The sequence below is a fragment of the Porphyromonas crevioricanis genome, assembly GCF_900476255.1.
GTDB classification, from domain to species: Bacteria; Bacteroidota; Bacteroidia; order Bacteroidales; family Porphyromonadaceae; genus Porphyromonas; species Porphyromonas crevioricanis.
Map to the genome: position 1 here is coordinate 370,043 of NZ_LS483447.1, position 26,347 is coordinate 396,389.

Genomic DNA, 26,347 nt, shown 5'->3' on the forward strand with positions numbered 1-26,347 from the left:
GCTATCGAAGTTTAAGGGATACTGCGCAAATAGGTATTGCGCAAAATAAATTCGACTAAAAGAAGCAGTATAGCAGCCACAGCCCAAAAAGAGAATAACTCTTCGTAGCCGGTCTCTTCTCGGCTTATGATTTTCGTTTTCTCCAGTTCATCAATTGCATGGTAAACCTCGGCCAGACTCTCATTGTCCACGGCCCGGAAGTATTTTCCATCCGTTATTTCTGCCATTTTTGTGAGTGTAGGCTCATCCAGCTCTACCGGTACATTCTGCACTCTGGGGCCAAAGAGGGTATTCACAGTCATGGGAGCTTCTCCCTGCGTGCCGACTCCGATTGTGTAGATACGTATTCCGAAAGATTTGGCCAAAGAGGCCGCCATAAGAGGAGATATATCCCCTACATTATTTATCCCATCAGTGAGCAGGATGATTACCTTGCTCTTGGCTTTACTGTCTTTGATTCGGCTTACAGCTGTAGCTAACCCAAGACCGATGGCAGTGCCGTCTTCCAACATCCCGGGCTTGACTTCCTCCAAGCGGTTGAGCAACTGTTTGTGGTCTGTGGTGAGAGGGCACTGAGTGAAACTCTCGGCCGAGAAGACAACTAACCCAATATTGTCTGTAGGACGGTTGTTGATGAAACGCTGGGCGACATCTCGAGCAGCTTCCATTCGGTTAGGTTGCAAGTCCATAGCGAGCATTGACCCCGAAATATCCATTGCCATCATGATATCTATCCCCATCACAGTGTCTTTGCGAAAACTATTGCGATTCTGAGGACGTGCCAACGCAACGATCAGACAAGCCAAGGCTAATAAACGGAGAGTAAAGAGCAGATGTCTGAGTTTTACTCTCAACCCTGCGGATAACCCCTGTAGGGGACTAAGGTCAGAAAGGAACAGAGAGGCATGTTGCTTCTGTCTGCGCCATATATACCAATACAGCAAAAGGGGCAATAGCAGTAGCAGCAGTAGGAAAGAAGGGAAAGCGAAATTCATACCTCCGCCTCCTTTTCTCGTTGGGGGAGAGTAGCAGCTTTCTCTCTCTCGATCAGGATCGTATTGATGTGATCCAACATGTCTGTCACAGGGACTATGGCTGCACGCATGCGATTTATGGCAAACTCTCCTTTGGCATATTTGGCCAGATTGGCTTCGGTTTGTACATCGGCTAATGCTGTCGTTTCCAATTCAAAAGAAGCGTCTATTGCCTCTCTCAACTCCTTCGGTAGCATTTCCATGGCAGGAATATCGCTGACTTCTACCAAGTATATTCTCAATACATCGAGAAGTTCGGTATAGAAGTTTTTGGGAGAGTAATGTTCGGCTTCCCTATCGAGGTGTTCAAGACGTATTTTACTCTGCTCGTATGCCGTTGGCACATATGCTGGTGAGACTTCCGGTAGTCTCAATGCCTTTCGTTTTTGGTATCTGCGCCAGAGGAGGAACAATAGGCTTAGCAGGATAAGTGCCAGGAAAATGTAGAAAAGGGGATGCCTGATGATAAGGGTAAGAATGTCGCCGACTTTTAGTTTTACCTGCCATGGGGCTTTGATATCGGCAATAGAATCAGGGCGAGATATATCGACCGAAGGCTCGTTCACCTTGATGACGAATGGCCCGGCCTCAGCTTCCTCTCCGGCACATACAACCCGTATTTTAGGGACAACCAGCAAACAGCTATCCCAAGCGGTGATGACCATACGGGCTGACAGCTCATATAGTCCATCGCCCAACTCTGTCGTATCTACAGGCTGATAAGAGAGTAAATCGAAGTTTTGCTGCAATGAATCCGGAGGGATGATAATACGAGTTCCGGAAATGTCGGCAGTACGCACAACCAAATCGATAGCAGCCTGCTCTCCCACGAGCATCTCCGATCGGTCTGTTTCGGCTGTTATCCCCAGTCGTTGTGCCTCCACTCCCATGCTCACAATGAAAATGAGTATCAGAGACAGAGCGATCCTATTGAGACAATGTATTGTTCTACTCACTTTCTTCTCCTGAATAACTGTATCATGGGTGGTACATAATCCTCCCCTGTATGTACCTCCATCCGATCTATATGATATTTGTCAAGCAAAGTCTTGCGCTCCGATGCTATACGATGATGATATTGCTCAAAACCTTTCTTTACTCCTTTGCTGCTGCTATCTATCCAGCGTTGTACTCCCGTCTCGGCATCTCGCATCAATACCAATCCCATTGAGGGAAGGGCCGTATCATGTCTGTCATATACGCGTATAGCAACCATATCGTGCTTGCGAGCAACGATACCGAGAGACTGTTCGTAGGAAGAAGGCTCCGCCATGAAGTCGCTTATCAAGAATGCAGTACACTGCTTTTTTACGACAGTTCGAAGGGCCATGAGAGGGGCTGCAATATTCGTTCGGGGAGAGTTTGGCTCAAAGCTGAGTAATTCACGTATGATGTACAAGATATGACTACGACCGCTGCGTGGCGGAATATACTTATCCACCTTATCGGAAAAGAGAATAGCCCCCACTTTGTCATTCCCCTGCATAGCAGAGAAAGCTAGAGTTGCAGCAATCTCCGTGCTTAACTCTCGCTTTGTCTCGTCTATTGTACCGAAGAGGAGACTTCCACTCATATCGACCAATAGCATTACACTCAACTCACGCTCTTCATCAAACTCTTTGATAAAAGGCTTGTGATAGCGAGCTGTGACATTCCAGTCTATATCTCTGATATCATCTCCCACAGCATAAGGGCGTACCTGACTGAAAGCCATACCACGCCCTCGAAATGCAGACTGGTAAGAGCCTGCGAACACCTCTCTGCTGAGTCGTTTGGCTTTGATCTCGATACGGCGAACCCGCCTAAGCAGGTCTATTGCTTCAGTCCCAAGCTTTTTCATTCGGGGAGAAAAACTTTTTAGGGTACCTCCACCCTGTTTACGATCTCATCGACTACTGCATCAGCGGTCAGATTGGCGGCCTCCGCTTCATAGCCAAGCCCAATTCTATGCCTTAGCACATCGTGGGCGATCGCTCTAATATCCTCTGGCAAGACATAGCCACGACCATTCAGAAAGGCATAAGCCCGAGCTGCAACAGCCAAATTGATCCCGGCTCTCGGAGAGCAACCGAATGTAATCATACGGCCAAGTTCTTCCATTCCATAATCGGCAGGATAGCGCGAAGCAAAGACGAGATCTACGATATAGCGTTCGATCTTATCATCGATGTAGACCGAGTGCACAACCTGTCGTGCCTGCATCACCTCTTCCACAGATACGACCGAGGATACAGGCCGAGAGATCTGGTCACTCAGATTGCTCCGTATAATAAGAGCTTCTTCCTCCTTGTGCGGATAATCGAGCAGGACTTTGAACATGAAGCGATCGACCTGAGCTTCTGGCAAGGGGTAAGTTCCTTCCTGTTCTATGGGGTTCTGTGTTGCCAGTACCAAAAAGAGGCTGGGGAGTTTGTAAGTTGTTTCTCCTATTGTCACCTGTCTTTCCTGCATGGCTTCGAGCAGAGCACTCTGTACTTTGGCAGGTGCTCGATTGATCTCATCTGCCAACACAAAATTGCTGAATATGGGTCCTTGCTTGACCTGAAACTCCTCATTGCGTTGGCTATACACCATGGTACCGATGAGGTCGGCAGGCAACAGGTCCGGTGTGAACTGTATGCGTTTGTAATCGGCTTGTACCAGAGAGCTAAGAGTTTTGATCGCCAAAGTCTTGGCCAAACCGGGTACTCCCTCAAGCAAAATATGGCCATCGGCCAGAAGACCTACCAATAGAGAATCAATCAGATGACTCTGCCCTACAATATTTTGCTGCATTCCCCTGCGCAGGTTGTCTACGATTGGACTATGCTTCTCTATCAGAGCAGTAATTGCTTTTATATCTACCGCTGCATTCATGCGTTATTCTTGTTTTGTTTTCTTCAAATTCCATTCCTGTTCGGCTCGGCGAGCTTGCCAGACGCCCACGCTGTCCGTGCGGGTAAGACCATACTCCCCTATACGAGGTAAACGGATATTCAAGCCCGATGGTACTCTGTCAGGGTTGGATATGCGATTTTTATTGGCCCGGTAAATATACACCCAAAAAGCCTTGTCTCCATACTCTCGAAGGGCGATCTGATTGAGGCGTTCTCCCGGCTGGATACGCACCCAATGCGCATTTTCTGTATGCCTTTCCGTTGACTGAGAAGTCTCTATGATATTGGAAGTGGTCGAGGAAGTCGATATGGTAGATTCTTTGGTCTCTCCATTAGCAAGAGAAGCCGATTTCATTGTATCACTGTCCGGTTTTAGATTCTGGTTAGCGGCAAGCATGGCAACCGTATCGGTTGAGGTTGTTTTCCTCGATTTTTCTTGTGGTATGATAGATTGGTTGGGGAGGTTTTCGCCCTTTTTCTTTTCTCCTTGAGAAGTGAAAAGAAAAAGGGCAGAAAGCAACAACAGAATTAAAAGAAGAACCAAGGCAATCCATACCCATTGACTTTTCACAAGGTTACTTCCTTTCCGAGGATGCTCGATAGAGTCAGTGGGTGGCGTTTCTCTTTCCGGCTCCTCCGGATGTGTAAATACCTCTTCTTCTTCCATTTGTACTTCAGTGTGTGGCAAGGCTATCTTTCTCTCTTCTGGCTGCTGCTCAGGAGAATTATCGAAGGGTATCTCCCGGGAGCTTTCATCAATGGAATACTCCTCTTTCTCGTCCTCTCTTCGCAGAAGAGAACAACGCTGCAGAGCTTCTTCTATACTTTCGAATGGCAAAGAGGGTGTGTCATCCAACTCCGCCTTTTCATGCAGCTCGACAGGGATAAATACAGAGAAAGCCCGATCTAAATACTCACATACCTCCCCCTGTGGCTCAAAACAAATCTCTCCCTCTTGTGCCCTGAAGAGTCCTATTTCGGGCCAAACAACAACTCTCTCCAGCTCTAAATCTCGAAGAAGCAACTCTCCCAAAATATTCCACCAGCGTTGGCAAACATCAAGGAGCAAGCCCGAAGTCTCACTCAAGGCTCGCACGAGTTGCTCATCAGGACAGAGCCTTTTGCTCGGCTTTGAGCAGAGACGCAGATGAACACGGGGGGGAAGCAATATTCTTTTGCCATCGGGTAGCAGTGCAACAAACTCTCCCTTTGTCTCGCTCTCCCAGTATCCCAGTCCTTGTTGTCTAATGGATTCACCTCTCTCCAACCGGACTTTCAGCTGTTCGCACAGACAAGATATCAGCAGCTCCGAGTGCGATACCGGCAGATATGATGCTGCAGAAAGACGATTGAGCCAAAGCTCGTGTTGTAGGCTATTGCTCTCCAAAATGCTACACGTATATGAGGAGTCTATTCTATAGGTTCTGCATACAACTCAAAGGCTGTCGCATCGGTCACAGAAACGGTAACAAACTGCCCTATCTCAAGATTTTTTCCCGGATATTCAGTGATCCAAACCTCGGGATCTACATCCGGAGAATCGTATTGACTGCGCCCCACTGCATAGCCATCTTCTTTGCGATCGACTATGACTTTCAGAGAGGTATCGATTTTAGAACGCTGGATGGGGAGGGAAATCTCCTCTTGCAGAGCCATAAGCCTGTCGAGACGGTCTATCTTAACTTCGTTGGGGACGTCATCCTGATAGTGTTGATCGCACCAAGTGCCCTCTTCGTGCGAGTAGACAAAGGCTCCCATGCGTTCGAAACGAATGTCACGAACAAATTGCAGCAATTCTTGGAAATCTTCTTCCGTTTCACCCGGGTGTCCAACCATAAGTGTTGTACGCAGATGAATGCCTGGCACCTCTGCTCTTATTTTTCGGAGCAAGTTATAAGTGTCAGCGGAAGAGATATTTCGGCGCATCTGTTTGAGCATTCTATCGCTGATGTGTTGCAAGGCTATATCCAGATAGTTGCAAATCTTGGGTTCTTCCCGAATGACGTCCAATAACTCATATGGGAAGTGGTGTGGGTAAGCATAGTGTAGGCGGATCCACTCGATTTCATCTATGCATACAAGTTGCCTTAGCAATTCGGGGAGTAAGGCTCGATGTCCATCCAAATCCATTCCGTAATAGGTGAGGTCTTGGGCTATCAGTTGTAGCTCTTTCACTCCGGCTAACGACAGTCTTTCGGCCTCTTGCAAAATCTCCTGCATGGGGCGAGAACGATACCTTCCTGTGATTTTTGGGATGATACAGTAGGAACAACTGCGATCGCAACCTTCGGCAATTTTCAAGTAGGCATAGTGAGACGGCGTTGTAAGCATACGGGTAGTTGCCTCTCTATCGTAATAGGCCTTCCCTATGTCTCTGAGTAGCTGAGGCCAATCGAATTTCCCATACCAGCGATCTACGCCATCTAGCTCTTGCCCCAATTCATCACGGTAGCGTTCGCTCAGACATCCCATTACATAGACTGCTCCGACACGACCTCGCTTCTTCAGATCCAAAACCGTGAGAATCGTCTCAATGGATTCTTCCTTGGCAGCATCGATGAAACCACAAGTGTTGATCACAACAATTTCTCCATCAGGCTGTGCCGTATCGTGAGACACACGATAACCATTCAATGCAAACTGGCGCATCAGACGCTCTGAATCGATCAAATTTTTGGAGCATCCGAGGGTGATTACGTCTACTTTGTTTCGCTTCATTCGCCAAAGAGAGAATCGACAAACTCACGTTTGCGGAATACTTGCAAATCCTCTATCCCTTCACCCAGACCGATGTATTTTACCGGTATCTTAAATTCGTTGGATATACCTATTACCACTCCTCCTTTGGCTGTCCCATCAAGTTTGGTTACGGCCAAAGCATTGACCTCGGTGGCAATGCTGAATTGCCGGGCCTGCTCAAAGGCATTCTGCCCTGTAGAGCCATCGAGAACTAACAGACACTCATGAGGAGCATCTGGGATGACTTTCTGCATTACACGACGAATTTTGCTCAACTCCTGCATCAGACCAACCTTATTGTGCAAACGTCCAGCTGTATCTATCAACACCACATCAGCGTTGTTGGAAACGGCACTGCTGAGTGTGTCGAAGGCCACAGAAGCGGGATCCGATCCCATCTGTTGTTTCACGATCGGGACATCACAACGATCCGCCCATATTTGCAATTGCTCCACAGCAGCAGCTCGGAACGTATCGGCGGCCCCCAATACAACTTTCTTTCCCTGTGATTTGAATTGATAAGCCAACTTGCCTATGGTTGTCGTTTTACCTACACCATTTACTCCTACGACCATAATCACATAGGGGCGAGATTGAGTTGGTAGCTCAAATCGATCTCCATCGATTGTACCGTTTTCACTAAGCAGCGCTGCAATTTCCTCTCGTAAAATGCCGGTAAGCTCCGAAGTAGAGACATACTTGTCTCGTTTCACTCGCTCTTCAATTCTTTTGATGATAGTCAGAGTCGTATCTACACCAACATCGGAAGTGATGAGTATATCCTCCAGATTATCAAGCACTTCATCATCTACCGTACTCTTTCCTATAATAGCACGACCAATCTGACCAAATACAGAAGTCTTGGTCTTACTTAAGCCCTCATCGAGGGTTTCCTTTTTCTTTTTATTGAAAAAGCCAAACAATCCCATATGCTTATTACTGAATGTCTAATCTGTGCAAAGATAAGCCTTTTGCTAACGGCTTTATGCCTAATTGGCTCTATACTAATATATCAATAGCGTGAGTTCGATATAAAGGAAATATATAAAGTCTATTTACACGCGTTTTCCGGCATTTATACGGCTTTCAGAAGGCTTTTTATCCCTCTTTGAGGTTCAAAGACTTAAACTTCCGCCCCCCTTCTATCCCAAGGATCATAGAAGGTCTAGAATTACAGCTACTTGTTGTCTCTGCTATGTATTTCCTAAGATCGAACCGACGTATCGATAGAATAGTCTCCGTAGATCTCCAATACAACTGATCCCATATTCCAACATCATTCAACACCCTCTATTTGCTGCTTTTTTACTTAGTCTGTTTAGGCTCTGAGCATGCAAGAGAAAGAATCTCGTGCAAGACTCTCAATTTGCATCTCGTTTTATCAGATAGCCAATCCTTCAATCTTTCAAAAAGAGGATAATGGGATACTTATATAAGTATCAATCTCGAAGGATAATAAAGAGTTTATGATTTCTCTATTTTAGCTTGAGCTTGCAAGGTTCCTTATCAGACAGTTGATCCCAACATGAACAAGAGAGACTTACTGCGAAAAAAGTCCTCTTTTAACTACCTGCCACTGAGATTGCAAACTATTTAAGGTCTCCAAAACTTTTATTGGACTTCAATAATTTTCGATACACGTCACTATTCTAGAACTCAGCACAAAAAATAGAAAAAGGGTTGCAAGACAACTATCCTGCAACCCTCTTCTCTATTCAAATCTTCAAGTGCAACAGAGAATTTCCCTTTGTTCAACGAAGTAGTTCTTCTCTGTTGTATCTCTTTGTTACTCTTCTGTTGAAGTTTCCTGTTTCTCAGCAACAGGAGCCTCGGCTTTCTTCGCACGAGAGCGACGTGTGCGCTTAGCCGCTGGCTTGCTGGCATCAGCTCCTTCTTTAGCCATGTGTGCATTATAATCCACAAGCTCGATAAAGCACATGGCCGCAGCATCACCCAAACGATAACCGGTCTTGATAATACGAGTATATCCTCCAGGACGATCAGCCACTTTCTGAGAAATATCTCCAAAGAGCTCCTTCACTGCATACTTATTTCTCAACAAGGCAAATGCCATACGACGAGAATGAGTAGAGTCTGTCTTCGATTTTGTAATAATCGGCTCTACATATACCCGAAGGGCCTTAGCCTTAGCCACTGTAGTGAAAATGCGCTTATGCATGATCAATGAGGTGGCCATGTTTGAAAGCATAGCTTCGCGGTGGCTCTTAGTACGACCCAAGTGAGGTACTTTCTTATTGTGTCTCATTGTTTTGAGGGTTTATTCTTTGTCTAACTTATATTTGCTAACGTCCATCCCAAAAGAGAGATTGCACTTCTCGAAAAGTTCTTCAAGCTCAGTCAGAGATTTACGACCAAAATTTCTAACCTTGAGCAGATCTGCCTTCGTACATTTCACCAGATCACCCATAGTATCTACATCTGCTGCTCGAAGACAATTCAAGGCACGAACAGAGAGGTCAAACTCGGTAAGTGGTCGATTTAAAATCTCTTGCATCTCCATATCCTCTTCGCTCAACTCAACAGCTTCTTCACTAACCTGTGCTTCTTCGACTACAGAGAAATTATTCTCAGCGAAGAGAGCAAAATGCTCGATCAAAATCCCGGCAGCTTGGCTGAGAGCCTCTCTCGGGTGAATACTACCGTCTGTACTTACCTCCAACAAGAGCTTCTCAAAGTCCGTTTTCTGCTCCACACGGAAATTCTCCACCACGCACTTCACATTGCGGATAGGCGTATAGATAGAGTCAATTGCAATCGTGTGGATTTCATCTGAATCAGATCGATTTTCATCAGCAGACTGATAGCCCCGTCCCTTCTTAATTGTCAACTCTATCTGCATAGAAGCTGATGGATCTAGATGACAAACCTCAAGGGAAGGATTCAACACAGTAAATCCGGTAAGTTGCTCATTCATATCCCCAGCCTTGAAAACCACCTTCTTCTCTATCTGAAGACGAATGGTTTCCTCGGAAACATCCGGTTGTAGCTGTTTGAAACGAACTTGCTTAAGCTTAAGAATAATATTGGTGACGTCCTCCAATACACCCGGAATAGTAGCAAATTCATGATCTACCCCCTCTATCTTGATCGATGTAATAGCAAAGCCTTCCAAGGAGGACAATAATATGCGCCGAAGAGCATTACCAATAGTAATGCCATAGCCGGGCTCTAATGGTCGGAACTCAAACTTCGCGAAGGAGTCCGAAGCCTCCATCATCAATACACTGTCGGGTTTTTGAAATGCTAATATTGCCATGGTACTATGGATTATTTAGAATACAATTCTACGATGAGCTGTTCACGAATCTCTTCAGGAATATCTGCGCGCTCGGGGATGTGCAACATCTTGCCACTCTTGCTAGATTCGTCCCACTCCAACCAAGGATACTTGCTGTGATTGAATCCAGCAAGGGCATCAACTACCACTTCCAAGCTCTTAGACTTCTCTCGAACTCCAACAACTTGACCTGGTTGAACAAAGTGAGAAGGGATATTCATCACACGACCATCTAAAATTACATGGCGGTGAGTCACCAATTGACGAGCTGCAGCTCTGGTGGGTGCAATCCCCAAACGATAGACGACATTGTCCAAGCGTTGTTCCAACAATTGAAGCAACACCTCACCTGTTACCCCCTTACTACGCTGAGCCTTCTTAAACATGTTGCGGAACTGGCGTTCCAATACACCATATGTGTACTTAGCCTTTTGCTTTTCACGCAACTGCAGACCATATTCACTCGTCTTACGGCGACGATTGTTCCCGTGTTGTCCGGGAGGATAATTCTTCTTAGAAAGAACCTGATCCGGTCCGAAAATAGGAGCACCAAACTTACGTGCAATCTTACTTTTAGGTCCTGTATATCTTGCCATTATTTTCTTGTATTATAGAGCAGTGTCAGAGTCAATGTCTTTCTTCTACTTTCCATGATAGGAGGACTTGGTCTATGCCTAACCCAAACAGTCTGTGTGCAGCCGCGATTGACTAAAATATTGAGAGATGGTATAAGTATTGCTGGCTTAGACAATCTTTTTCACTCGACTAATTTTCTGGAGAGGCAAATAGTTTTTCCACCCTTGCGTCTTTTCCTCACAGAGTTTACTTAAACTCAACACAATGCTCAGTAAATGTTATTATCAAATGTGCTCAGTACCCAGATCAAACTCTTCTACGCTTCGGAGGTCTGCATCCATTGTGGGGCATAGGAGTCACATCCACAATCTCTACTACTTCAATACCAAGACCATGCAAAGTACGAATAGCAGACTCGCGACCATTACCTGGTCCCTTCACAAAAACCTTCACCTTTCTCATCCCTAAATCATAGGCAATCTTGCCGCAATCTTGGGCAGCCATCTGAGCAGCATAGGGTGTGTTCTTCTTGGAAGAACGAAAACCCATTTTACCGGCTGAAGACCAGCTAATTACCTGACCTTCGCTGTTGGCAATAGAGATGATGATGTTGTTAAAAGAAGAACTGATGTGGGCCTGCCCCATAGCATCAACTTTGACGGTTCTCTTTTTCGCGACTGTTTTTTTAGCCATATCAACCTATTTATTTGGTAGCTTTCTTCTTGTTTGCAACTGTCTTCTTCTTCCCCTTTCGTGTACGGGCATTATTCTTTGTGCTCTGACCACGCAGAGGCAAACCTATACGATGGCGTATTCCACGGTAGCACCCAATATCCATCAGGCGTTTGATATTCATCTGAACCTCAGATCTCAAATCTCCTTCAACCTTGTATTCCGCACCTATTACCTCTCGAATGGCAGCTGCTTGGTCGTCTGTCCAATCCTGGACCTTGATGTTCTCATCTACACCGGCTTTGGAAAGGATTTTGGCAGCACTGCTTCTTCCAATACCATAAATGTAGGTTAGGGCAATAGCCCCTCTTTTGTTTTGTGGCAAATCAACGCCAACAATTCTTATAGCCATATGTTAGTTTTGAGATTATTATTACCCCGAAAGGACGTACTCATCCCTGACGTTGCTTAAACTTGGGATTCTTCTTGTTAATTACATACAAACGCCCCTTGCGACGAACGATCTTACAGTCGTCCGAACGTTTCTTTATTGATGCTCTTACTTTCATATTGTGTTGTAACTTTTACTTGTACCTGAACGAGATACGGCCCTTGGACAAGTCATACGGACTCATCTCCACTTTCACCCTGTCTCCTGGCAATATCTTGATATAATGCATACGCATCTTGCCAGAAATATGTGCTGTTATTTCATGTCCATTTTCCAGTTGAACCTTAAACATGGCATTAGACAGAGCTTCGAGAATAATACCGTCTTGTTCTATTGCGGGCTGTTTAGACATACTCTAGAATTCTTTTTCTCCTAATACTTCTTTGATGAAATCAAAAGACGAAAGTATACGAGGCATACCTTCTGTTATAGCAATACAATGCTCAAAATGAGCTGCAGGTCTATGGTCGCGAGTGCGAACAGTCCAACCATCTTTCTCAAAAATCACATTCCGAGCTCCAAGGGTAATCATTGGTTCTATACAGATACACATACCACCACGAAGCAGTGGCCCGCGATGAGGAGCTCCATAATTGGGGACTCCCGGAGCCTCATGCATCTTGCGACCAATACCATGCCCCTCAAGCTCTCGCACTACACCATAACCTCGTGATGTACAATAGCTCTCAACAGCATGGCCTATATCACCTACCCTCTTCCCTGCAATAGCCTGCTCGATCCCCTTAAAGAGAGACTCTTTAGTTGCAATAAGCAGAGAATGCACCTCTGGAGAGATTTCCCCAACAGCAAAAGTGTATGCAGAGTCTCCTGTAAAACCATTAAGTTTTGTGCCACAATCAACTGAAATGATATCACCCTCTTTGAGGATCTTCTTTTCGGAGGGTATACCATGCACCACATGATCATTCACTGAGGTACACAAAGAGGCTGGGAATCCTCCATAACCAAGGAAAGCGGGAGCAGCACCATGGTCACAGATGAAATCATGAGCAATCTCATCCAAATGCTTAGTGCTAACTCCAGGTGCTATATGCTTAGCAACTTCAGCAAGGGTCATCCCTACAAGCTGGTTAGCTGCAAACATCAGCTCTATTTCCTCCTCTGTCTTGAGATAAATCATCGAAAATCGGAGATTCTTTGTTTTTAGTAGGCGGAAACAGTTCCTGTACGACCTTTAATTCGACCTGTCTTAAGCAAACCATCATAATGGCGCATAAGCAAGTGACTCTCTATCTGCTGAAGTGTATCCAAAACAACCCCTACAAGAATTAGCAAAGATGTACCTCCAAAGAATTGAGCAAAACCTCCACTAACTCCCAGGATCTCGGCAAAAGCAGGAAGAATAGCCACAACTGCTAAGAACAGAGCACCAGGCAAGGTTATTCTGTCCATGATCGCATCCAAGTAATCCTTTGTAGGCTTACCAGGTTTCACTCCAGGAACAAAACCATTGTTACGCTTCAAATCATCCGCCATTTGTGTTGGATTGATTGTGATAGCTGTGTAGAAGTAGGTAAAGAGAATAATCAACAGAGCAAATACAAAGTTGTACCAGAACCCTGTATTATCCATAAAGGCCTGCATGAAAGAACCTCCCTCCGCTTTTGCAAACCCCATGATAGAGATGGGGATAAACATGATAGCCTGAGCAAAAATGATTGGCATCACATTAGCTGCATTTACCTTCAACGGTATATACTGGCGAGCCCCTCCATACTGTTTGTTACCAATCACCCTTTTGGCATACTGCACAGGGACCTTCCGAGTCCCTTGTACAAGCAAGATTGCTCCTGCAATGACAAACAAAAGGAATACAATTTCGAACAAAAATGCAACCAACCCTCCAGCAGCACTTCCCAAACGAGAAGTGAATTCAGCTAATAGAGCGTGAGGCAAACGAGCTATGATCCCGACAAGAATAATGAAAGAAATACCATTCCCTATCCCCTTATCAGTGATGCGCTCACCAAGCCACAAGACAAACATACTACCTGCTGCAAGAATAATAGTCGCATAGATCTGGAACCAAAGTCCAGCAGGCAGAGACGCCCCCACAGAGCTCAGCTGCACATTCAGGTTAATCAAATAAGTTGGGGCCTGCATCAGAAGGATTAGCACAGTAAGATATCGTGTCCATTGATTAATCTTACGGCGACCGCTCTCTCCCTCACGTTGCAACTTCTGCATGGAAGGTACAGCAATAGCAGCCAACTGCATCACAATAGAAGCAGAGATATAAGGCATAATCCCCAATGCGAATATAGAAGCATTGGAGAATGCCCCCCCTGAGAACATATCGAGGAGCGCCAAAAGCCCCTCGGCAGTCTGGTTCTGAAGAGCACCTAAGTCAGCAGGATTAATACCCGGTATCACCACGAAGGAACCCAAACGATACACCAGAACAAACAATATGGTGATGAGGATTCGCTTACGCAGATCCTCAATCTTCCATATGTTTCTTACTGTCTCAAAAACTCGCATACCTTAGCATTTTACAACAGAACCCCCGGCTGCTACAATGGCCTCTTCTGCTTTCTTGCTGAAAGCATTCGCTTGAACTTCGAGTTTGATCGAAATCTCTCCCTTAGCCAAGATCTTGATTAAATCATTCTTTCCGGCCAGACCGGCAGATTTAATATCTTCGATCGTGATGCTCTGGAGATTGCGAAGCTGAGCCAGATCCTGCAAGCTAGAAAGGTTGACAGCTTGGTATTCTACACGATTAATATTCTTGAATCCGAACTTAGGTAAACGACGCTGAATTGGCATCTGCCCTCCCTCAAAACCGAGTTTTTTCTTGTATCCGGAGCGACTCTTAGCTCCCTTATGGCCACGCGTAGAAGTGCCTCCCAGTCCAGAACCAGGTCCACGACCGATACGCTTGCGTGATTTCACAGAGCCTTCAGCAGGCTTCAAACTGGATAGATCCATGTTTATCTGTTTTATAATAAACGACTTATTCTACTATACGCACTAAGTGCCTCACCTTTTCTACCATTCCAAGGATCTGTGACGTTGCAGAGTGCTCCACAATCTGATTATTCTTGCGAAGTCCCAATGCATCCAAAGTCCTTTTTTGGCAACTGGGCATACCAATACGGCTACGCACCTGTTGGATTTTGATTTTCTTATCCATCACAAAATCTTCATTAAGTTGTTTTTATCCCTTAAAGACTTTTTCCACAGAGATTCCCCTCGACTGAGCCACCATAAGAGGACTGCGCATTTCAGACAAGGCCTCAATAGTCGCTTTCACTAAGTTGTGAGGATTGGAAGAGCCTTTGCTTTTTGCAAGCACATCCTTAATGCCCACACTCTCCAACACAGCACGCATAGCACCTCCAGCCTTCACTCCGGTACCAGCACTGGCTGGCTTGAGCAGAACCTTGGCTCCTCCGAATGCAGCACTCTGTTCGTGGGGGATAGTACCATTGTGCACGGGCACACGTATAAGATTCTTCTTGGCGGCCTCTGTTCCTTTGGCTATCGCAGCAGCAACTTCACCTGCTTTTCCAAGTCCAAAACCAATCACACCATCTTCATTGCCCACAACCACAATAGCAGCGAAAGTAAAGGTACGCCCCCCTTTTGTAACTTTCGTCACACGGTTAATAGCGACTAATCTTTCCTTAAGCTCTAAATCATTCGTTGATTTAACACGATTCATTATTCCTGCCATTTCTTCCGTCAAAATTTGAGACCTGCACTTCTTGCGGCATCGGCCAGTTCTTTAATTCTACCGTGAAACAGATAGCCACTACGATCAAATACAACTCTCGTAATCCCGGCTTCTTGAGCATTGCGAGCGATGCTTTCTCCAACTTTGGCTGCTATTTCCTTCTTTGTACCCTGAAAATCCATCTTCAAGGATGAAGCTGCGGCAAGAGTACGACCACTCTCGTCATCTATCACTTGGGCATAAATCTGCTTATTACTCCTAAACACACACAAACGCGGGCACTCTGCAGTTCCACTGATCCTGCTGCGAATACGAGTTTTTATTTTGAGTCTTCTAGCTTGTTTTGTTATCATGATCTCAGTCCTTTTTGGGTGTTACTTACCAGCGACTTTTCCTGATTTGCGACGAATTTCTTCACCAACAAACTTCACGCCCTTGCCCTTATATGGCTCCGGCTTACGGAAAGATCGAATCTTATTACAAATTTGGCCGAGAAGCTGCTTATCTGCACATTCAAGAGTGATGAGAGGGTTTTTGTTTCGTTCAGTCTTTGCCTCTACTTTAACTTCTGCTGGCAATTGGAAATAAATCGCATGGGTAAATCCCAAAGACAACTCTAAGATCTGTCCGTTATTGGCGGCACGGTAACCAACACCCACCAATTCCAGTGTACGGCTGTACCCCTGACTTACACCTACGACCATATTATTAACCAGAGATCTATACAAGCCATGCAATGAGCGATCCTCTCTCTCTTCACTATGACGTGAAAACAATATGTGATCATCCTCAATCTCCATGGTAATACGAGGGTCTATCTTCTGAGAAAGCTCTCCTTTGGGACCTTTTACTGTCACGACTTCATCTACTAGAGAAACCGTCACTCCCGCTGGTATGGCTATGGGCATTTTTCCTATTCTAGACATAAGCTTACTCCTTCATCAATAAATATAACACAACACCTCACCACCAACCTTGAGGTCATTGGCCTCCTTGTCAGTCATCACACCCTTACTCGTTGAAAGGATAGCGATACCCAAGCCATTAAGAACTCGAGGCATCTCTCTGTAGCCAACATAACGACGCAAGCCCGGTCGAGAAACTCGTTTAAGACACTTGATCGCATTTGATTTGTTCTTAAGGTCATACTTGAGAGCAACCTTAATTGTTCCCTGAGGGGCATCTCCTTCCTCGAACTTATAGTTCAAGATGTACCCTTTTTCGAAGAGAATCTTAGTGATCTCTTTCTTTAGATTGGACGCAGGTATCTCTACTACCCGATGCTTAGCTCCGATAGCGTTCCGCAACCGCGTCAAATAATCTGCAATAGGATCTGTCATTTTGTTATTGATTAAATTGATCTGTTCTAAGCCAGACAATATTTAACATAGGCCCATTTCAGCTTGGCAAACCCTGCACAAAATCGACATCGATACAAGTGCAGCACCTCCCAAGCCAAAACGAGCAAGAGAAAAGTCAATCTATAGCTTACCAACTTGCTTTCTTGACCCCCGGGATGAGTCCCTTCGAGGCCATTTCCCTAAACTGTATACGAGAAATACCAAACTGTCTCATATAGCCTTTGGGACGACCTGTCATAGAACAACGATTATGGAGACGGACGGGGGAAGCGTTACGAGGAAGCGACTGAAGTTCCTCGTAGAGACCTTCCGCCTTAAGACGCTTACGCTTCTCGGCATACTTTTCTACGAGTTTGGCTCGCTTTACTTCCCGAGCCTTCATTGATTCTTTTGCCATATCAATTTTCTTTTTTCGCATTCTTGAAAGGCAGACCAAACTCTTTCAAAAGAGCATAGCCTTCCTCATCTGTAAGCGCAGAGGTTACAAAGGTAATATTCATTCCTAATATCTTGGTCACCGAGTCAAGATTTATCTCAGGAAATATGATTTGCTCCTCGATCCCCAAAGTATAATTACCACGGCCATCAAACTTACTTTCGATGCCCTTGAAGTCGCGAATACGAGGCAAAGCTACACGAATCAAGCGCTCCAGAAACTCATACATCTGCTCGCGTCGAAGGGTAACCATGACACCAATCGGCATACGCTTTCTGAGTTTGAAGTTGGAAATATCCTTCTTGGAGAATGTAGCAACTGCCTTCTGACCAGTAATAGCTGTGAGTTCATTGATAGCGACATCAATAATCTTCTTATCCGCAGTCGCCATACCCAAACCCTGATTGATAACAATCTTCTTGAGTACAGGTACCTGCATCACAGAAGAGTAACCAAACTGCTTCTGAAGAGCCGGAATTATTCGCTCGTCGTATTCTTTCTTGAGATTTGCTGTCATCACTTGGCTCATCACTTAATCTCCTCCCCAGATTTTTTGGAATAACGTACTAATCTTCCATTAGCACCGACTCTCCGACCAATCCTAGTTCCCTTTCCAGACTTAGGATCAACGACATTCAAATTTGAGAGATGTATAGGTGCTTCCTTCTTCTCTATTCCTCCTTGAGGATTGCTTGCAGAGGGCTTTGCATGCTTCGAAATGATATTCAAGCCTTCCACGATGGCTCTATTCTTGTCAACTAAGACCTGCAAGACACGTCCGGTCTTGCCCTTGTCTTCGCCGGCATTTACCATCACAGTATCGCCCTTCTTTATATGTAACTTACTCATTTTACTGTTGTCGATTTGAGATGGTTAAAGAACTTCAGGAGCAAGAGATACAATTTTCATATTCTTGGCACGAAGCTCGCGAGCTACAGGACCAAAAATACGGCTACCTCTCATATCTCCGGCATTGTTCAGCAACACACAAGCATTATCATCGAAACGGATGTAAGAGCCATCAGGACGACGCACCTCCTTCTTTGTACGTACAATGATAGCCTTAGACACCGCCCCCTTCTTCACATCACTGGAAGGTATTACACTCTTTACGGAAACGACAATGATATCACCCACAGAGGCATAACGACGACGTGTACCTCCTAAAACGCGGATACACAACACCTCACGAGCTCCACTATTATCTGCTACGGAAAGACGAGATTCCTGCTGTATCATTATTTAGCCCTTTCAACTATTTCTATTACTCTCCAACGCTTTGAGCGACTGAGAGGGCGAGTTTCCATAATGCGTACGGTATCGCCTATATTACACTCATTTTTCTCATCATGAGCATGGTACTTCTTCGTCTTATTGACAAACTTACCATATATCGGGTGTTTTTCCTTCCATTTCACCGAAACAGTGACTGTCTTGTCCATAAGATTACTGGACACCACACCCATACGTTCTTTTCTGAGATTTCTATCCATTATAATCAGTCGTTGTTGTTATTACGTTCCGTAAGAACTGTTTTCATCCTTGCTATCGTGCGACGCAACTTGGTCAATTGAGCAGGATTGTCCAACGGAGAGACTGAATGATTAATACGCATCTGGTTGTACTCTGCACTTACAGCCGCCAAACGCTCCTGCAATTCAGATGTACTCAGTTCCTTGATTTCTGCAATTTTCATATACCCTATACGTATTGTTTATTTAGCAAAGTCATAATCACGGCGCACTACGAATTTAGTAGTCACAGGCAACTTCTGAGCAGCCAAGCGCAGAGCCTCCTTTGCCACTTCATAGCTTACACCCTCAATCTCAAAAATCATGCGACCAGGAGTCACAGGGGCCACAAAACCTTCCGGAGAACCTTTCCCCTTACCCATACGCACCTCAGCAGGTTTCTTGGTAATCGGCTTATCTGGGAAGATTCTAACCCACACTTGACCCTGACGTTGCATATATCTGGTTACAGCAATACGAGCAGCCTCTATTTGGCGACCTGTAATCCACTTACTTTGCAGGGATTTGATCCCAAATGAGCCAAAAGCAAGCTGGTTGCCACGCTGAGCATTGCCTTTCATGCGCCCTTTTTGAGCTCTTCTGAATTTTGTTTTCTTAGGTTGTAACATTTCCTTAGTTACTTATAAATGTTAGCGATTACCTCTTCTGGCTCCACCGCGACGACGGCCCCCACGCTCCCGGTCTCCACGACCCAAAGGATCACGACGACCAGCATTCTTGGCAACTGCAAATGAAGGGGCAAGATCGCGCTTCTCATAGACCTCTCCCTTGCAAATCCAAACCTTTACACCAATCAAGCCAACCTTGGTCAAGGCCTCAGCCTGTGCATAATCAATGTCCGCACGTAGAGTATGCAGAGGGGTACGTCCTTCTTTGTACATCTCTGAGCGAGCCATTTCTGCCCCATTCAATCTACCAGAAAGCTGCACCTTGATGCCTTCCGCTCCCATACGCATAGAGGAAGCAATAGCCATCTTGATAGCCCTACGGTAGTTAATTTTACCTTCAAGCTGACGAGCAATACCATCCGCAACGATCTTTGCGTCGAGCTCAGGCTTCCGTATTTCGAAAATATTGATCTGGACATCTTTCTTGTCTGTAAGAGACTTCAGCTCCTCTTTGAGCTTATCAACCTCCTGACCTCCCTTGCCAATAATCAGACCTGGTCTGGAAGTGCAAATCGTAACGGTAACCAACTTAAGGGCCCGTTCAATAACCACTCTCGACACACTGGCCTTTGCAAGACGGGCATCCAGATAGCGACGTATCTTACTATCCTCCAGCAATGTTTCCCCATAATTGCGACCACCGAACCAGTTGGAATCCCATCCTCTAATGATACCAAGGCGGTTGCTAATTGGATTTGTTTTCTGTCCCATCCTACATCAATTATTGGTTTCGTTGTTACTAACAGCATCCACAAAGAGAGTCACATGATTTGATCTTTTGCGAATACGATATCCTCTACCCTGAGGAGCCGGTCTCAGACGCTTAAGCATCATGCCTTCGTCTACAGTTATACGAGAAACATAGAGTTCCCCAGCCTCAGCCTTGCGCTGATTCTTTTCTTCCCAGTTTGCAATAGCCGAACGAAGTAGTTTTTCCACACGAGCTGCAGCTTCTTTTTGAGAAAAACGTAACACGCCCAAAGCTCTATCTACTTCCATCCCTCGCACCATATCTGCTACATAGCGCATCTTACGGGGAGAAGTAGGCACATTCCTGAGCTGTGCAAAGGACACAGCACGAAGTGCTTCCCTTCTTCTTTCGGCTGATATTCTTTTTCTAGCACCCATTGTTCTAATTGTTTTTTGATCAGTTTCCTGAGTTATTGTCAAATAATCTCAACCGAAAGATTATTTCTTCTTATTACCAGCATGACCTCGGAAAGTACGAGTTGGAGCAAATTCACCCAACTTGTGACCAACCATATTCTCCGTTACAAATACAGGAATGAATTTATTTCCATTATGCACCGCTATGGTATGCCCTACAAAGTCTGGAGATATCATCGATGCTCTTGCCCAAGTCTTAACCACGGCCTTCTTACCGCTCTCGTTCATAGCGAGAACCTTCTTTTCCAGCTTCAGGTTGATATAGGGGCCTTTCTTAATTGAACGACTCATAATTCGTGTGATTTAAACTTTATTTCTTTCTCCTTTCGATGATATACTTAGACGAATGCTTCTTCGGAGCACGAGTCTTAAGACCCTTTGCATACAAGCCCTTACGAGAGCGAGGATGTCCTCCGGATGCACGGCCTTCACCACCACCCATAGGGTGATCTACAGGGTTCATAGCCACGCCACGCACACGAGGTCTGCGACCAAGCCAACGGGTACGTCCAGCCTTACCCGAACACTCAAGGCTATGATCCTTATTTCCTATTCCTCCGATAGTAGCCTTACAAGCCGACAATATTCGGCGAGTCTCACCAGACGGCATACGAATCACCACATACTTTTCTTCACGAGAGGTCAACTGAGCAAACGTTCCAGCCGAACGAACGAGCTTACCTCCCTGTTGAGGTCTGAGTTCAATATTGTGGATAATCGTACCTACAGGGATTTTGGCTAGAGGGAGAGCGTTACCAATTTCTGGAGCAGCCATTTCCCCAGACATCACTGTTTGGCCTACTTCCAAACCATCTGGAGCTACGATATAGGACTTTTCTCCATCTGCATAGTAGAGCAGAGCAATACGAGCAGAACGGTTAGGGTCGTATTCGATAGTCTTGACGGTAGCAGGGATGCCATCTTTCCTTCTCTTAAAGTCAATCAAACGGTAGCGTTGCTTATGACCTCCACCAATGTAACGCATGGTCATCTTACCAGTGTTGTTACGGCCACCGGATTTTCTCCGACCAACAACAAGAGACTTCTCTGGAGCCGACGCAGTGATTGTATCGAAAGCTCCAATAATCTTATGTCTTTGCCCCGGGCTAGTGGGCTTCAATTTACGTGTTCCCATTACTTTGCTTAGATATTACTGAAAAAGTCGATTACATCACCTTCCTTCAGTGTCACGACAGCTTTCTTGAAAGAAGCTGCACGCCCTTCTATAAGGCCACTACGAGTATAGCGATTCTTGGACTTGCCGGTATACCTCATGGTATTGACAGACTCGACCTTTACATTGTACATTGCCTCTATGGCTTTTGCTATCTCAATCTTGTTGGCTGTAGGAGAAACGCGAAAAGCATACCTCTGGGGCATCTTCTCGGTGATAGCAGTCATTTTCTCACTAATAATCGGTTTAATGATGATTCCCATTGCTTATTCTCCTTTTGCCTTAAGTTGTTGATTGAGCAAGTCTACAGACTGTTCAGTAAGCACCAGCACTGCATTGTTCAACACAGCATATGTATTCAACTGAGAAGCACGAATAAGAGCCGTCCTAGGAAGATTGCGAGCCGACAGATAGACAGTTTGCGCAATCTCATCAAAAACATACAGAGTCTTCATATTCTCCAAACCCAAAGCCTTGTTGATAGAAACAAAATCTCTGGTTTTTGGGGCTTCCATCTCAATGTTCTCAATTACCTTGATCTCTCCCTTACGAGCCTTATAAGTAAGAGCTGACTTCCGAGCAAGAGCCTTAAGCTTCTTGTTCAGTTTGAAGCCATAGCTACGAGGTCTGGGGCCAAACACACGAGCACCACCCACTAAGAGAGGAGAATTGATATCCCCCCTGCGAGCTCCACCACCACCTTTCTGGCGAATCAATTTACGCGTGCTACCGGACAGCTCCGAGCGTTCCTTGGCTTTATGAGTACCCTGACGTTGGTTAGCCATGTACTGCCTTACAGCGAGGTAAATCGCATGGTCATTGGGTTCGATAGCAAAGACAGAATCGTCCAAAACGACCTTACGACCAGTATCTTCACCCTTGATATTATATACACTCAGTTCCATTACTTTTCGATTAGAAGGATTGAACCTTTGGCTCCAGGCACACTACCTTTTACAAGCAGTAAATTGTGCTGGGGCATAATCTTAATCACTTCGAGGTTCTGTACCGTCACACGCTGGTTTCCGGTCTGGCCGGCCATACGCATCCCTTTGAAAACTTTCGCAGGATACGAACAGGCACCAATCGCACCCGGGGCACGCAAACGGTTGTGCTGACCATGAGTTGTCTGACCTACACCACCGAAACCATGACGCTTAACAACTCCCTGAAATCCCTTTCCTTTGGAAGTCCCTATCACATCCACATAGTTGGTTCCTTCGAAGAACTGCACATCCAATACATCTCCCAGATTGGGTGTATTCTCAAAATCTTTGAACTCGGCCAAGTGTCTCTTGGGGGTTGTCCCAGCCTTCTGAAAATGTCCGGCCATCGGCTTGGAGGTATTTTTCTCCTTTGCTTCCATGAAGCCAATTTGTACAGCTTCGTAGCCATCCTTCTCCAGGGTTTTGACTTGGGTCACCACACAAGGACCTACTTCGATAACAGTGCATGGAAGATTCTTTCCATCGGCACTGAAAACGGATGTCATTCCGATTTTCTTTCCTAATAAACCTGGCATTTCTTTTTACTATTTACAGGATTGTCCTATGATCAAACCTTGATTTCAACCTCTACTCCACTAGGAAGCTCCAACTTCATCAACGCATCTACCGTCTTCGCTGTAGCGTTGTAGATGTCAATAAGTCTCTTGTAGGAAGAGAGTTCAAACTGCTCACGTGATTTCTTGTTCACAAATGTAGAGCGATTCACAGTGAAGATCCTCTTATGAGTGGGCAGAGGAATGGGACCGCTAACTACGGCACCGGTCGTCTTCACAGTCTTTACGATCTTCTCTGCAGATTTATCTACAAGCATATAATCGTAAGACTTCAGCTTAATTCTAATCTTTTGGCTCATTATTATCGATTATGTATTTTACTTGATCAGATCTACCCGGCCGTTCACTTCTGTAAGAACGTCTCGAGCAATGTTGCTGGATACTTCTGCATAGTGAGAGAAAGACATGGTGGAAGTGGCACGGCCAGAAGTAATGGTACGCAAGGCTGTTACATATCCAAACATCTCTGCCAGAGGAGCTTTCGCCTTCACGATGCGAGCGCCAGTACGACTATTCTCCATCCCTTCGATCTGGCCACGACGCTTATTCAAGTCTCCAATCACATCACCCATGTTTTCTTCCGGAGTTACAACCTCTATCTTCATGATGGGCTCTTGGAGCACAGGACCGGCCTTCTCAGAAGCACTCTTAAAAGCCTGAATAGCACAAATCTCAAACGAAAGCTGATCTGAGTCTACCGGGTGGAATGAGCCGTCAATTACAGTTACCTTGAGCTTGTCCAAAGGATAGCCTGCCAAAACGCCATTTTCCATAGCCTTAGCAAAGCCCTTCTGCACTGAGGGGATAAACTCCTTGGGGATGTTACCTCCTTTCACCTCATCTACAAACTGCAACGAACCTTCGAAATCCGAATCAGCTGGTTCTACGCGAACGATAATATCAGCAAACTTACCTCTACCACCGGTCTGCTTTTTGTAGGTTTCACGCAATTCAACCGGCGTAGTGATAGCCTCCTTGTAAGATACTTGAGGACGCCCCTGGTTACACTCTACTTTGAACTCACGACGCAAGCGGTCAATGATAATTTCCAAATGTAACTCTCCCATACCGCTGATCACAGTTTGGCCCGTTTCCTCGTTTGTCTCTACACGGAAAGTCGGGTCTTCCTCTGCCAGCTTAGACAAACCAACACCTAGACGATCCAAGTCTTTCTGAGTCTTAGGCTCAACAGCGATACCGATCACTGGATCGGGGAAGTCCATGGATTCAAGAGAGATTGGATGGTTTTCGTCACAGAGAGTATCACCAGTACGAATGTCCTTAAACCCAACACCAGCACCAATGTCTCCACAACCGATCGCCTCCTTCGGGTTCTGTTTGTTCGAGTGCATCTGGAAGAGACGTGAAATACGCTCCTTTTTCCCAGAACGGGCATTGTAGACATAAGAGCCAGCCTGCAGTTCACCCGAATATACACGGAAGAAACAGAGACGACCTACATAGGGGTCTGTAGCAATCTTAAATGCCAAAGCAGTAAGAGGCTCTTCAGGAGAAGTCTTACGAGAGATCAGCTGCTCCGGATCATTCACATCATGCCCCTCAATAGTGGGCGTGTCTACCGGGCTAGGCAAATATGCACAAACAGCATCGAGCAAGGTTTGCACTCCTTTATTTTTGAAGGATGATCCGCAACACATCGGGTTGATCTGCATGGAGAGGGTTCCCTTACGAATAGCCGAACGGATCTCTTCTTCAGTGATTGTAGAAGGATCATCAAAGTACTTCTCCATCAAGACATCATCGCACTCAGCCAAGGCCTCGAGCATCTTGTCTCTCCAGCTATCAGCTTCGGCTTGCAAATCGGCTGGAATGTCGATCACATCATATTTAGCACCCATGGCTTCATTGTCCCACACAATGGCTTTCATCCGAACGAGGTCTACAACACCTCTAAAGGTGTCTTCTGCTCCGATAGGGATCTGGATAGGACATGGATGGGCTCCTAATATCTCACGCATCTGACGCTCTACTTCAAAAAAGTTAGCTCCAGAACGGTCCATCTTATTGACGTAGGCGATACGTGGCACATTATACTTATCAGCTTGACGCCATACTGTCTCACTCTGTGGCTCTACTCCTCCCACAGCGCAAAACGCAGCTACAGCTCCGTCCAAGATACGTAAAGAACGCTCCACCTCGACAGTGAAGTCTACGTGCCCCGGAGTATCAATCAAGTTGATCTTGTATTTCTTACTGTCATATTCCCAAAATGCAGTAGTTGCAGCAGAAGTGATTGTAATTCCCCTCTCCTGTTCCTGCTCCATCCAGTCCATAGTAGCGGCACCATCATGCACCTCTCCTATCTTGTGAGACAAACCCGTATAAAACAAAATACGCTCACTGGTAGTCGTCTTACCGGCATCAATGTGAGCCATGATACCGATATTACGCGTCAGGTCTAATGCTGATTTTTCGGACATAATCTTTACTTAGAATCTGAAGTGAGCAAATGCACGGTTAGCCTCGGCCATACGGTGAATATCTTCCTTGCGCTTGAAGGCACCACCTTGGTTATTGAAAGCGTCTACAATCTCAGCAGCGAGCTTATCAGCCATGGTTTTACCACCACGCTTGCGTGCATAAAGAATTAGGTTTTTCATAGAGATCGACTCTTTGCGTTCTGAGCGAATCTCGGTAGGAACCTGGAAAGTAGCACCACCTATACGGCGGGACTTCACTTCCACTTGAGGAGTAATATTATCCAAAGCTGCTTTCCAGATCTCAAGCGGGCTCTTCTCCTCATTAGACAGCTTACCTCTTACGATATCCAACGCACCGTAAAAGATGTCGAAAGCAATATTCTTCTTGCCGTCATACATCAGGTGATTAACAAACTTAGTCACCTTTACATCACCAAATACAGGATCAGGAAGTACCTGACGCTTTTTGGGTTTTGCTTTTCTCATTGTTGTACTAACAAAAAAATCGTTTCTGTCGATTGGTTGCCTGTTAACTTGTCTTCAACACTCCCGCCGGAGCATTTACTCAACCGGTTTTATAGCTTGTCCAATGAACACAAAACTGGTTCTTAAAATACTTACCACTTCCTTAGAGTGGAATCTGGAGACCGAAGTTCCCCTT

At 45.5% G+C, this 26,347-nt stretch carries 39 protein-coding genes; all 39 read right to left on the reverse strand.

The annotated features are described in order from the left end of the window. Positions 1-11 precede the first annotated feature (11 nt). Positions 12-995 carry a vWA domain-containing protein gene (locus DQN70_RS01700; RefSeq protein ID WP_023936872.1) on the reverse strand — a complete coding sequence of 328 codons (984 nt, stop codon included), beginning with the start codon at positions 993-995 and terminating at the stop codon, positions 12-14. Beyond that, positions 992-1,990: a hypothetical protein gene (locus tag DQN70_RS01705; protein ID WP_023941370.1), complete on the reverse strand. Its 999-nt coding sequence runs from the start codon at positions 1,988-1,990 to the stop codon at positions 992-994. The genes DQN70_RS01700 and DQN70_RS01705 overlap by 4 nt, the downstream gene beginning before the upstream one ends. Beyond that, positions 1,987-2,874, reverse strand: a complete 888-nt coding sequence (locus DQN70_RS01710; RefSeq protein WP_023936874.1) for a DUF58 domain-containing protein — start codon at positions 2,872-2,874, stop codon at positions 1,987-1,989. Before DQN70_RS01710 ends, DQN70_RS01705 begins: the two co-directional genes overlap by 4 nt. 17 nt (positions 2,875-2,891) lie before the next feature. After that, on the reverse strand, positions 2,892-3,890 hold the full coding sequence (locus tag DQN70_RS01715; protein WP_023941367.1) for an AAA family ATPase: 999 nt from the start codon (positions 3,888-3,890) through the stop codon (positions 2,892-2,894). A 3-nt stretch (positions 3,891-3,893) separates the two neighbouring features. Next, positions 3,894-5,297 (reverse strand): LysM peptidoglycan-binding domain-containing protein, encoded by a 1,404-nt coding sequence (locus DQN70_RS01720; RefSeq protein WP_023941366.1) that lies wholly within the window; start codon positions 5,295-5,297, stop codon positions 3,894-3,896. 23 nt (positions 5,298-5,320) lie between these two features. Then, positions 5,321-6,628, reverse strand: a complete 1,308-nt coding sequence (rimO, locus tag DQN70_RS01725; RefSeq protein ID WP_023941365.1) for a 30S ribosomal protein S12 methylthiotransferase RimO — start codon at positions 6,626-6,628, stop codon at positions 5,321-5,323. Further along, positions 6,625-7,578 carry a signal recognition particle-docking protein FtsY gene (ftsY, locus tag DQN70_RS01730; protein WP_036888055.1) on the reverse strand — a complete coding sequence of 318 codons (954 nt, stop codon included), beginning with the start codon at positions 7,576-7,578 and terminating at the stop codon, positions 6,625-6,627. The genes rimO and ftsY overlap by 4 nt, the downstream gene beginning before the upstream one ends. An 857-nt stretch (positions 7,579-8,435) precedes the next feature. Further along, positions 8,436-8,915, reverse strand: coding sequence for a 50S ribosomal protein L17 (rplQ, locus tag DQN70_RS01735; RefSeq protein WP_023941362.1), 480 nt, complete (start codon positions 8,913-8,915; stop codon positions 8,436-8,438). A gap of 12 nt (positions 8,916-8,927) precedes the next feature. Beyond that, entirely contained in the window at positions 8,928-9,926 is a 999-nt protein-coding gene (locus DQN70_RS01740; RefSeq protein WP_023936884.1) for a DNA-directed RNA polymerase subunit alpha, read from the reverse strand. An 11-nt stretch (positions 9,927-9,937) separates the two neighbouring features. After that, complete coding sequence (gene rpsD, locus DQN70_RS01745; protein ID WP_023936886.1) at positions 9,938-10,543, reverse strand: 30S ribosomal protein S4; 606 nt, start codon at positions 10,541-10,543, stop codon at positions 9,938-9,940. A gap of 286 nt (positions 10,544-10,829) precedes the next feature. Next, positions 10,830-11,216: a 30S ribosomal protein S11 gene (rpsK, locus tag DQN70_RS01750; protein ID WP_023936888.1), complete on the reverse strand. Its 387-nt coding sequence runs from the start codon at positions 11,214-11,216 to the stop codon at positions 10,830-10,832. Positions 11,217-11,226: 10 nt separating this feature from the next. After that, positions 11,227-11,607 carry a 30S ribosomal protein S13 gene (gene rpsM / locus DQN70_RS01755; RefSeq protein WP_023936890.1) on the reverse strand — a complete coding sequence of 127 codons (381 nt, stop codon included), beginning with the start codon at positions 11,605-11,607 and terminating at the stop codon, positions 11,227-11,229. Between the two features lie 40 nt (positions 11,608-11,647). After that, positions 11,648-11,764, reverse strand: coding sequence for a type B 50S ribosomal protein L36 (gene ykgO, locus DQN70_RS01760; RefSeq protein ID WP_023936892.1), 117 nt, complete (start codon positions 11,762-11,764; stop codon positions 11,648-11,650). 15 nt (positions 11,765-11,779) lie between these two features. Beyond that, positions 11,780-11,998, reverse strand: coding sequence for a translation initiation factor IF-1 (gene infA / locus DQN70_RS01765; protein ID WP_023936894.1), 219 nt, complete (start codon positions 11,996-11,998; stop codon positions 11,780-11,782). Positions 11,999-12,001: 3 nt separating this feature from the next. Next, complete coding sequence (gene map, locus DQN70_RS01770) at positions 12,002-12,787, reverse strand: type I methionyl aminopeptidase (protein ID WP_023936896.1); 786 nt, start codon at positions 12,785-12,787, stop codon at positions 12,002-12,004. Between the two features lie 23 nt (positions 12,788-12,810). After that, positions 12,811-14,148: a preprotein translocase subunit SecY gene (gene secY / locus DQN70_RS01775; protein ID WP_023936898.1), complete on the reverse strand. Its 1,338-nt coding sequence runs from the start codon at positions 14,146-14,148 to the stop codon at positions 12,811-12,813. Positions 14,149-14,151: 3 nt separating this feature from the next. Then, positions 14,152-14,598, reverse strand: a complete 447-nt coding sequence (rplO, locus tag DQN70_RS01780) for a 50S ribosomal protein L15 (RefSeq protein ID WP_023936900.1) — start codon at positions 14,596-14,598, stop codon at positions 14,152-14,154. 25 nt (positions 14,599-14,623) lie between these two features. Beyond that, on the reverse strand, positions 14,624-14,803 hold the full coding sequence (gene rpmD, locus DQN70_RS01785) for a 50S ribosomal protein L30 (RefSeq protein WP_023936902.1): 180 nt from the start codon (positions 14,801-14,803) through the stop codon (positions 14,624-14,626). 24 nt (positions 14,804-14,827) lie between these two features. After that, positions 14,828-15,346, reverse strand: a complete 519-nt coding sequence (gene rpsE / locus DQN70_RS01790; RefSeq protein ID WP_036888060.1) for a 30S ribosomal protein S5 — start codon at positions 15,344-15,346, stop codon at positions 14,828-14,830. 8 nt (positions 15,347-15,354) lie between these two features. Beyond that, positions 15,355-15,699, reverse strand: a complete 345-nt coding sequence (gene rplR, locus DQN70_RS01795; RefSeq protein WP_036888061.1) for a 50S ribosomal protein L18 — start codon at positions 15,697-15,699, stop codon at positions 15,355-15,357. Positions 15,700-15,720: 21 nt separating this feature from the next. After that, entirely contained in the window at positions 15,721-16,272 is a 552-nt protein-coding gene (gene rplF / locus DQN70_RS01800) for a 50S ribosomal protein L6 (RefSeq protein WP_023936907.1), read from the reverse strand. A gap of 15 nt (positions 16,273-16,287) precedes the next feature. Continuing rightward, positions 16,288-16,686 carry a 30S ribosomal protein S8 gene (gene rpsH, locus DQN70_RS01805; protein WP_023936909.1) on the reverse strand — a complete coding sequence of 133 codons (399 nt, stop codon included), beginning with the start codon at positions 16,684-16,686 and terminating at the stop codon, positions 16,288-16,290. A gap of 148 nt (positions 16,687-16,834) precedes the next feature. Continuing rightward, complete coding sequence (gene rpsN, locus DQN70_RS01810) at positions 16,835-17,104, reverse strand: 30S ribosomal protein S14 (RefSeq protein WP_023936913.1); 270 nt, start codon at positions 17,102-17,104, stop codon at positions 16,835-16,837. A 1-nt stretch (position 17,105) separates the two neighbouring features. Then, positions 17,106-17,660: a 50S ribosomal protein L5 gene (rplE, locus tag DQN70_RS01815; RefSeq protein WP_394341827.1), complete on the reverse strand. Its 555-nt coding sequence runs from the start codon at positions 17,658-17,660 to the stop codon at positions 17,106-17,108. Between the two features lie 11 nt (positions 17,661-17,671). Beyond that, positions 17,672-17,992 (reverse strand): 50S ribosomal protein L24, encoded by a 321-nt coding sequence (gene rplX / locus DQN70_RS01820; RefSeq protein ID WP_023941354.1) that lies wholly within the window; start codon positions 17,990-17,992, stop codon positions 17,672-17,674. A 24-nt stretch (positions 17,993-18,016) separates the two neighbouring features. Next, positions 18,017-18,382 (reverse strand): 50S ribosomal protein L14, encoded by a 366-nt coding sequence (gene rplN / locus DQN70_RS01825; protein WP_023936919.1) that lies wholly within the window; start codon positions 18,380-18,382, stop codon positions 18,017-18,019. Then, positions 18,382-18,639 (reverse strand): 30S ribosomal protein S17, encoded by a 258-nt coding sequence (rpsQ, locus tag DQN70_RS01830; RefSeq protein ID WP_111759316.1) that lies wholly within the window; start codon positions 18,637-18,639, stop codon positions 18,382-18,384. Before rpsQ ends, rplN begins: the two co-directional genes overlap by 1 nt. A 2-nt stretch (positions 18,640-18,641) precedes the next feature. Continuing rightward, on the reverse strand, positions 18,642-18,839 hold the full coding sequence (rpmC, locus tag DQN70_RS01835; protein ID WP_023936923.1) for a 50S ribosomal protein L29: 198 nt from the start codon (positions 18,837-18,839) through the stop codon (positions 18,642-18,644). 18 nt (positions 18,840-18,857) lie between these two features. Continuing rightward, positions 18,858-19,283 (reverse strand): 50S ribosomal protein L16, encoded by a 426-nt coding sequence (gene rplP, locus DQN70_RS01840; protein ID WP_023941352.1) that lies wholly within the window; start codon positions 19,281-19,283, stop codon positions 18,858-18,860. Positions 19,284-19,304: 21 nt separating this feature from the next. After that, complete coding sequence (rpsC, locus tag DQN70_RS01845; RefSeq protein WP_023936926.1) at positions 19,305-20,054, reverse strand: 30S ribosomal protein S3; 750 nt, start codon at positions 20,052-20,054, stop codon at positions 19,305-19,307. Between the two features lie 6 nt (positions 20,055-20,060). Further along, on the reverse strand, positions 20,061-20,471 hold the full coding sequence (gene rplV, locus DQN70_RS01850) for a 50S ribosomal protein L22 (RefSeq protein WP_023936927.1): 411 nt from the start codon (positions 20,469-20,471) through the stop codon (positions 20,061-20,063). A gap of 60 nt (positions 20,472-20,531) precedes the next feature. After that, positions 20,532-20,801, reverse strand: a complete 270-nt coding sequence (rpsS, locus tag DQN70_RS01855; RefSeq protein ID WP_023936928.1) for a 30S ribosomal protein S19 — start codon at positions 20,799-20,801, stop codon at positions 20,532-20,534. A 19-nt stretch (positions 20,802-20,820) separates the two neighbouring features. Next, positions 20,821-21,645, reverse strand: a complete 825-nt coding sequence (gene rplB, locus DQN70_RS01860; RefSeq protein ID WP_023936929.1) for a 50S ribosomal protein L2 — start codon at positions 21,643-21,645, stop codon at positions 20,821-20,823. A gap of 8 nt (positions 21,646-21,653) precedes the next feature. Further along, positions 21,654-21,947 carry a 50S ribosomal protein L23 gene (gene rplW, locus DQN70_RS01865; RefSeq protein ID WP_023936930.1) on the reverse strand — a complete coding sequence of 98 codons (294 nt, stop codon included), beginning with the start codon at positions 21,945-21,947 and terminating at the stop codon, positions 21,654-21,656. Positions 21,948-21,950: 3 nt separating this feature from the next. Next, positions 21,951-22,589, reverse strand: coding sequence for a 50S ribosomal protein L4 (gene rplD, locus DQN70_RS01870; RefSeq protein WP_023936931.1), 639 nt, complete (start codon positions 22,587-22,589; stop codon positions 21,951-21,953). After that, a complete protein-coding gene (gene rplC, locus DQN70_RS01875) occupies positions 22,589-23,206 on the reverse strand; it encodes a 50S ribosomal protein L3 (protein WP_036888067.1) in 618 nt (205 codons plus the stop codon). The genes rplD and rplC overlap by 1 nt, the downstream gene beginning before the upstream one ends. Before the next feature lie 32 nt (positions 23,207-23,238). Then, complete coding sequence (gene rpsJ, locus DQN70_RS01880; RefSeq protein WP_036888069.1) at positions 23,239-23,544, reverse strand: 30S ribosomal protein S10; 306 nt, start codon at positions 23,542-23,544, stop codon at positions 23,239-23,241. 18 nt (positions 23,545-23,562) lie between these two features. Further along, complete coding sequence (fusA, locus tag DQN70_RS01885) at positions 23,563-25,686, reverse strand: elongation factor G (RefSeq protein ID WP_023936936.1); 2,124 nt, start codon at positions 25,684-25,686, stop codon at positions 23,563-23,565. A 9-nt stretch (positions 25,687-25,695) separates the two neighbouring features. After that, positions 25,696-26,172, reverse strand: a complete 477-nt coding sequence (rpsG, locus tag DQN70_RS01890) for a 30S ribosomal protein S7 (protein WP_023936940.1) — start codon at positions 26,170-26,172, stop codon at positions 25,696-25,698. Positions 26,173-26,347 lie beyond the last annotated feature (175 nt).

What these genes read in the sequence shown, in the direction of transcription:
- DQN70_RS01700 (WP_023936872.1), bottom strand. Translation starts at nt 995, where the DNA reads ATGAATTTCGCTTTCCCTTCTTTCCTACTGCTGCTACTGCTATTGCCC.
- DQN70_RS01710 (WP_023936874.1), bottom strand. Translation starts at nt 2,874, where the DNA reads ATGAAAAAGCTTGGGACTGAAGCAATAGACCTGCTTAGGCGGGTTCGC.
- DQN70_RS01715 (WP_023941367.1), bottom strand. Translation starts at nt 3,890, where the DNA reads ATGAATGCAGCGGTAGATATAAAAGCAATTACTGCTCTGATAGAGAAG.
- rimO (WP_023941365.1), bottom strand. Translation starts at nt 6,628, where the DNA reads ATGAAGCGAAACAAAGTAGACGTAATCACCCTCGGATGCTCCAAAAAT.
- ftsY (WP_036888055.1), bottom strand. Translation starts at nt 7,578, where the DNA reads ATGGGATTGTTTGGCTTTTTCAATAAAAAGAAAAAGGAAACCCTCGAT.
- rplQ (WP_023941362.1), bottom strand. Translation starts at nt 8,915, where the DNA reads ATGAGACACAATAAGAAAGTACCTCACTTGGGTCGTACTAAGAGCCAC.
- DQN70_RS01740 (WP_023936884.1), bottom strand. Translation starts at nt 9,926, where the DNA reads ATGGCAATATTAGCATTTCAAAAACCCGACAGTGTATTGATGATGGAG.
- rpsD (WP_023936886.1), bottom strand. Translation starts at nt 10,543, where the DNA reads ATGGCAAGATATACAGGACCTAAAAGTAAGATTGCACGTAAGTTTGGT.
- rpsK (WP_023936888.1), bottom strand. Translation starts at nt 11,216, where the DNA reads ATGGCTAAAAAAACAGTCGCGAAAAAGAGAACCGTCAAAGTTGATGCT.
- rpsM (WP_023936890.1), bottom strand. Translation starts at nt 11,607, where the DNA reads ATGGCTATAAGAATTGTTGGCGTTGATTTGCCACAAAACAAAAGAGGG.
- ykgO (WP_023936892.1), bottom strand. Translation starts at nt 11,764, where the DNA reads ATGAAAGTAAGAGCATCAATAAAGAAACGTTCGGACGACTGTAAGATC.
- infA (WP_023936894.1), bottom strand. Translation starts at nt 11,998, where the DNA reads ATGTCTAAACAGCCCGCAATAGAACAAGACGGTATTATTCTCGAAGCT.
- map (WP_023936896.1), bottom strand. Translation starts at nt 12,787, where the DNA reads ATGATTTATCTCAAGACAGAGGAGGAAATAGAGCTGATGTTTGCAGCT.
- secY (WP_023936898.1), bottom strand. Translation starts at nt 14,148, where the DNA reads ATGCGAGTTTTTGAGACAGTAAGAAACATATGGAAGATTGAGGATCTG.
- rplO (WP_023936900.1), bottom strand. Translation starts at nt 14,598, where the DNA reads ATGGATCTATCCAGTTTGAAGCCTGCTGAAGGCTCTGTGAAATCACGC.
- rpmD (WP_023936902.1), bottom strand. Translation starts at nt 14,803, where the DNA reads ATGGATAAGAAAATCAAAATCCAACAGGTGCGTAGCCGTATTGGTATG.
- rpsE (WP_036888060.1), bottom strand. Translation starts at nt 15,346, where the DNA reads ATGGCAGGAATAATGAATCGTGTTAAATCAACGAATGATTTAGAGCTT.
- rplR (WP_036888061.1), bottom strand. Translation starts at nt 15,699, where the DNA reads ATGATAACAAAACAAGCTAGAAGACTCAAAATAAAAACTCGTATTCGC.
- rplF (WP_023936907.1), bottom strand. Translation starts at nt 16,272, where the DNA reads ATGTCTAGAATAGGAAAAATGCCCATAGCCATACCAGCGGGAGTGACG.
- rpsH (WP_023936909.1), bottom strand. Translation starts at nt 16,686, where the DNA reads ATGACAGATCCTATTGCAGATTATTTGACGCGGTTGCGGAACGCTATC.
- rpsN (WP_023936913.1), bottom strand. Translation starts at nt 17,104, where the DNA reads ATGGCAAAAGAATCAATGAAGGCTCGGGAAGTAAAGCGAGCCAAACTC.
- rplE (WP_394341827.1), bottom strand. Translation starts at nt 17,660, where the DNA reads ATGACAGCAAATCTCAAGAAAGAATACGACGAGCGAATAATTCCGGCT.
- rplX (WP_023941354.1), bottom strand. Translation starts at nt 17,992, where the DNA reads ATGAGTAAGTTACATATAAAGAAGGGCGATACTGTGATGGTAAATGCC.
- rplN (WP_023936919.1), bottom strand. Translation starts at nt 18,382, where the DNA reads ATGATACAGCAGGAATCTCGTCTTTCCGTAGCAGATAATAGTGGAGCT.
- rpmC (WP_023936923.1), bottom strand. Translation starts at nt 18,839, where the DNA reads ATGAAAATTGCAGAAATCAAGGAACTGAGTACATCTGAATTGCAGGAG.
- rplP (WP_023941352.1), bottom strand. Translation starts at nt 19,283, where the DNA reads ATGTTACAACCTAAGAAAACAAAATTCAGAAGAGCTCAAAAAGGGCGC.
- rpsC (WP_023936926.1), bottom strand. Translation starts at nt 20,054, where the DNA reads ATGGGACAGAAAACAAATCCAATTAGCAACCGCCTTGGTATCATTAGA.
- rplV (WP_023936927.1), bottom strand. Translation starts at nt 20,471, where the DNA reads ATGGGTGCTAGAAAAAGAATATCAGCCGAAAGAAGAAGGGAAGCACTT.
- rpsS (WP_023936928.1), bottom strand. Translation starts at nt 20,801, where the DNA reads ATGAGTCGTTCAATTAAGAAAGGCCCCTATATCAACCTGAAGCTGGAA.
- rplB (WP_023936929.1), bottom strand. Translation starts at nt 21,645, where the DNA reads ATGGGAACACGTAAATTGAAGCCCACTAGCCCGGGGCAAAGACATAAG.
- rplW (WP_023936930.1), bottom strand. Translation starts at nt 21,947, where the DNA reads ATGGGAATCATCATTAAACCGATTATTAGTGAGAAAATGACTGCTATC.
- rplD (WP_023936931.1), bottom strand. Translation starts at nt 22,589, where the DNA reads ATGGAACTGAGTGTATATAATATCAAGGGTGAAGATACTGGTCGTAAG.
- rplC (WP_036888067.1), bottom strand. Translation starts at nt 23,206, where the DNA reads ATGCCAGGTTTATTAGGAAAGAAAATCGGAATGACATCCGTTTTCAGT.
- rpsJ (WP_036888069.1), bottom strand. Translation starts at nt 23,544, where the DNA reads ATGAGCCAAAAGATTAGAATTAAGCTGAAGTCTTACGATTATATGCTT.
- fusA (WP_023936936.1), bottom strand. Translation starts at nt 25,686, where the DNA reads ATGTCCGAAAAATCAGCATTAGACCTGACGCGTAATATCGGTATCATG.
- rpsG (WP_023936940.1), bottom strand. Translation starts at nt 26,172, where the DNA reads ATGAGAAAAGCAAAACCCAAAAAGCGTCAGGTACTTCCTGATCCTGTA.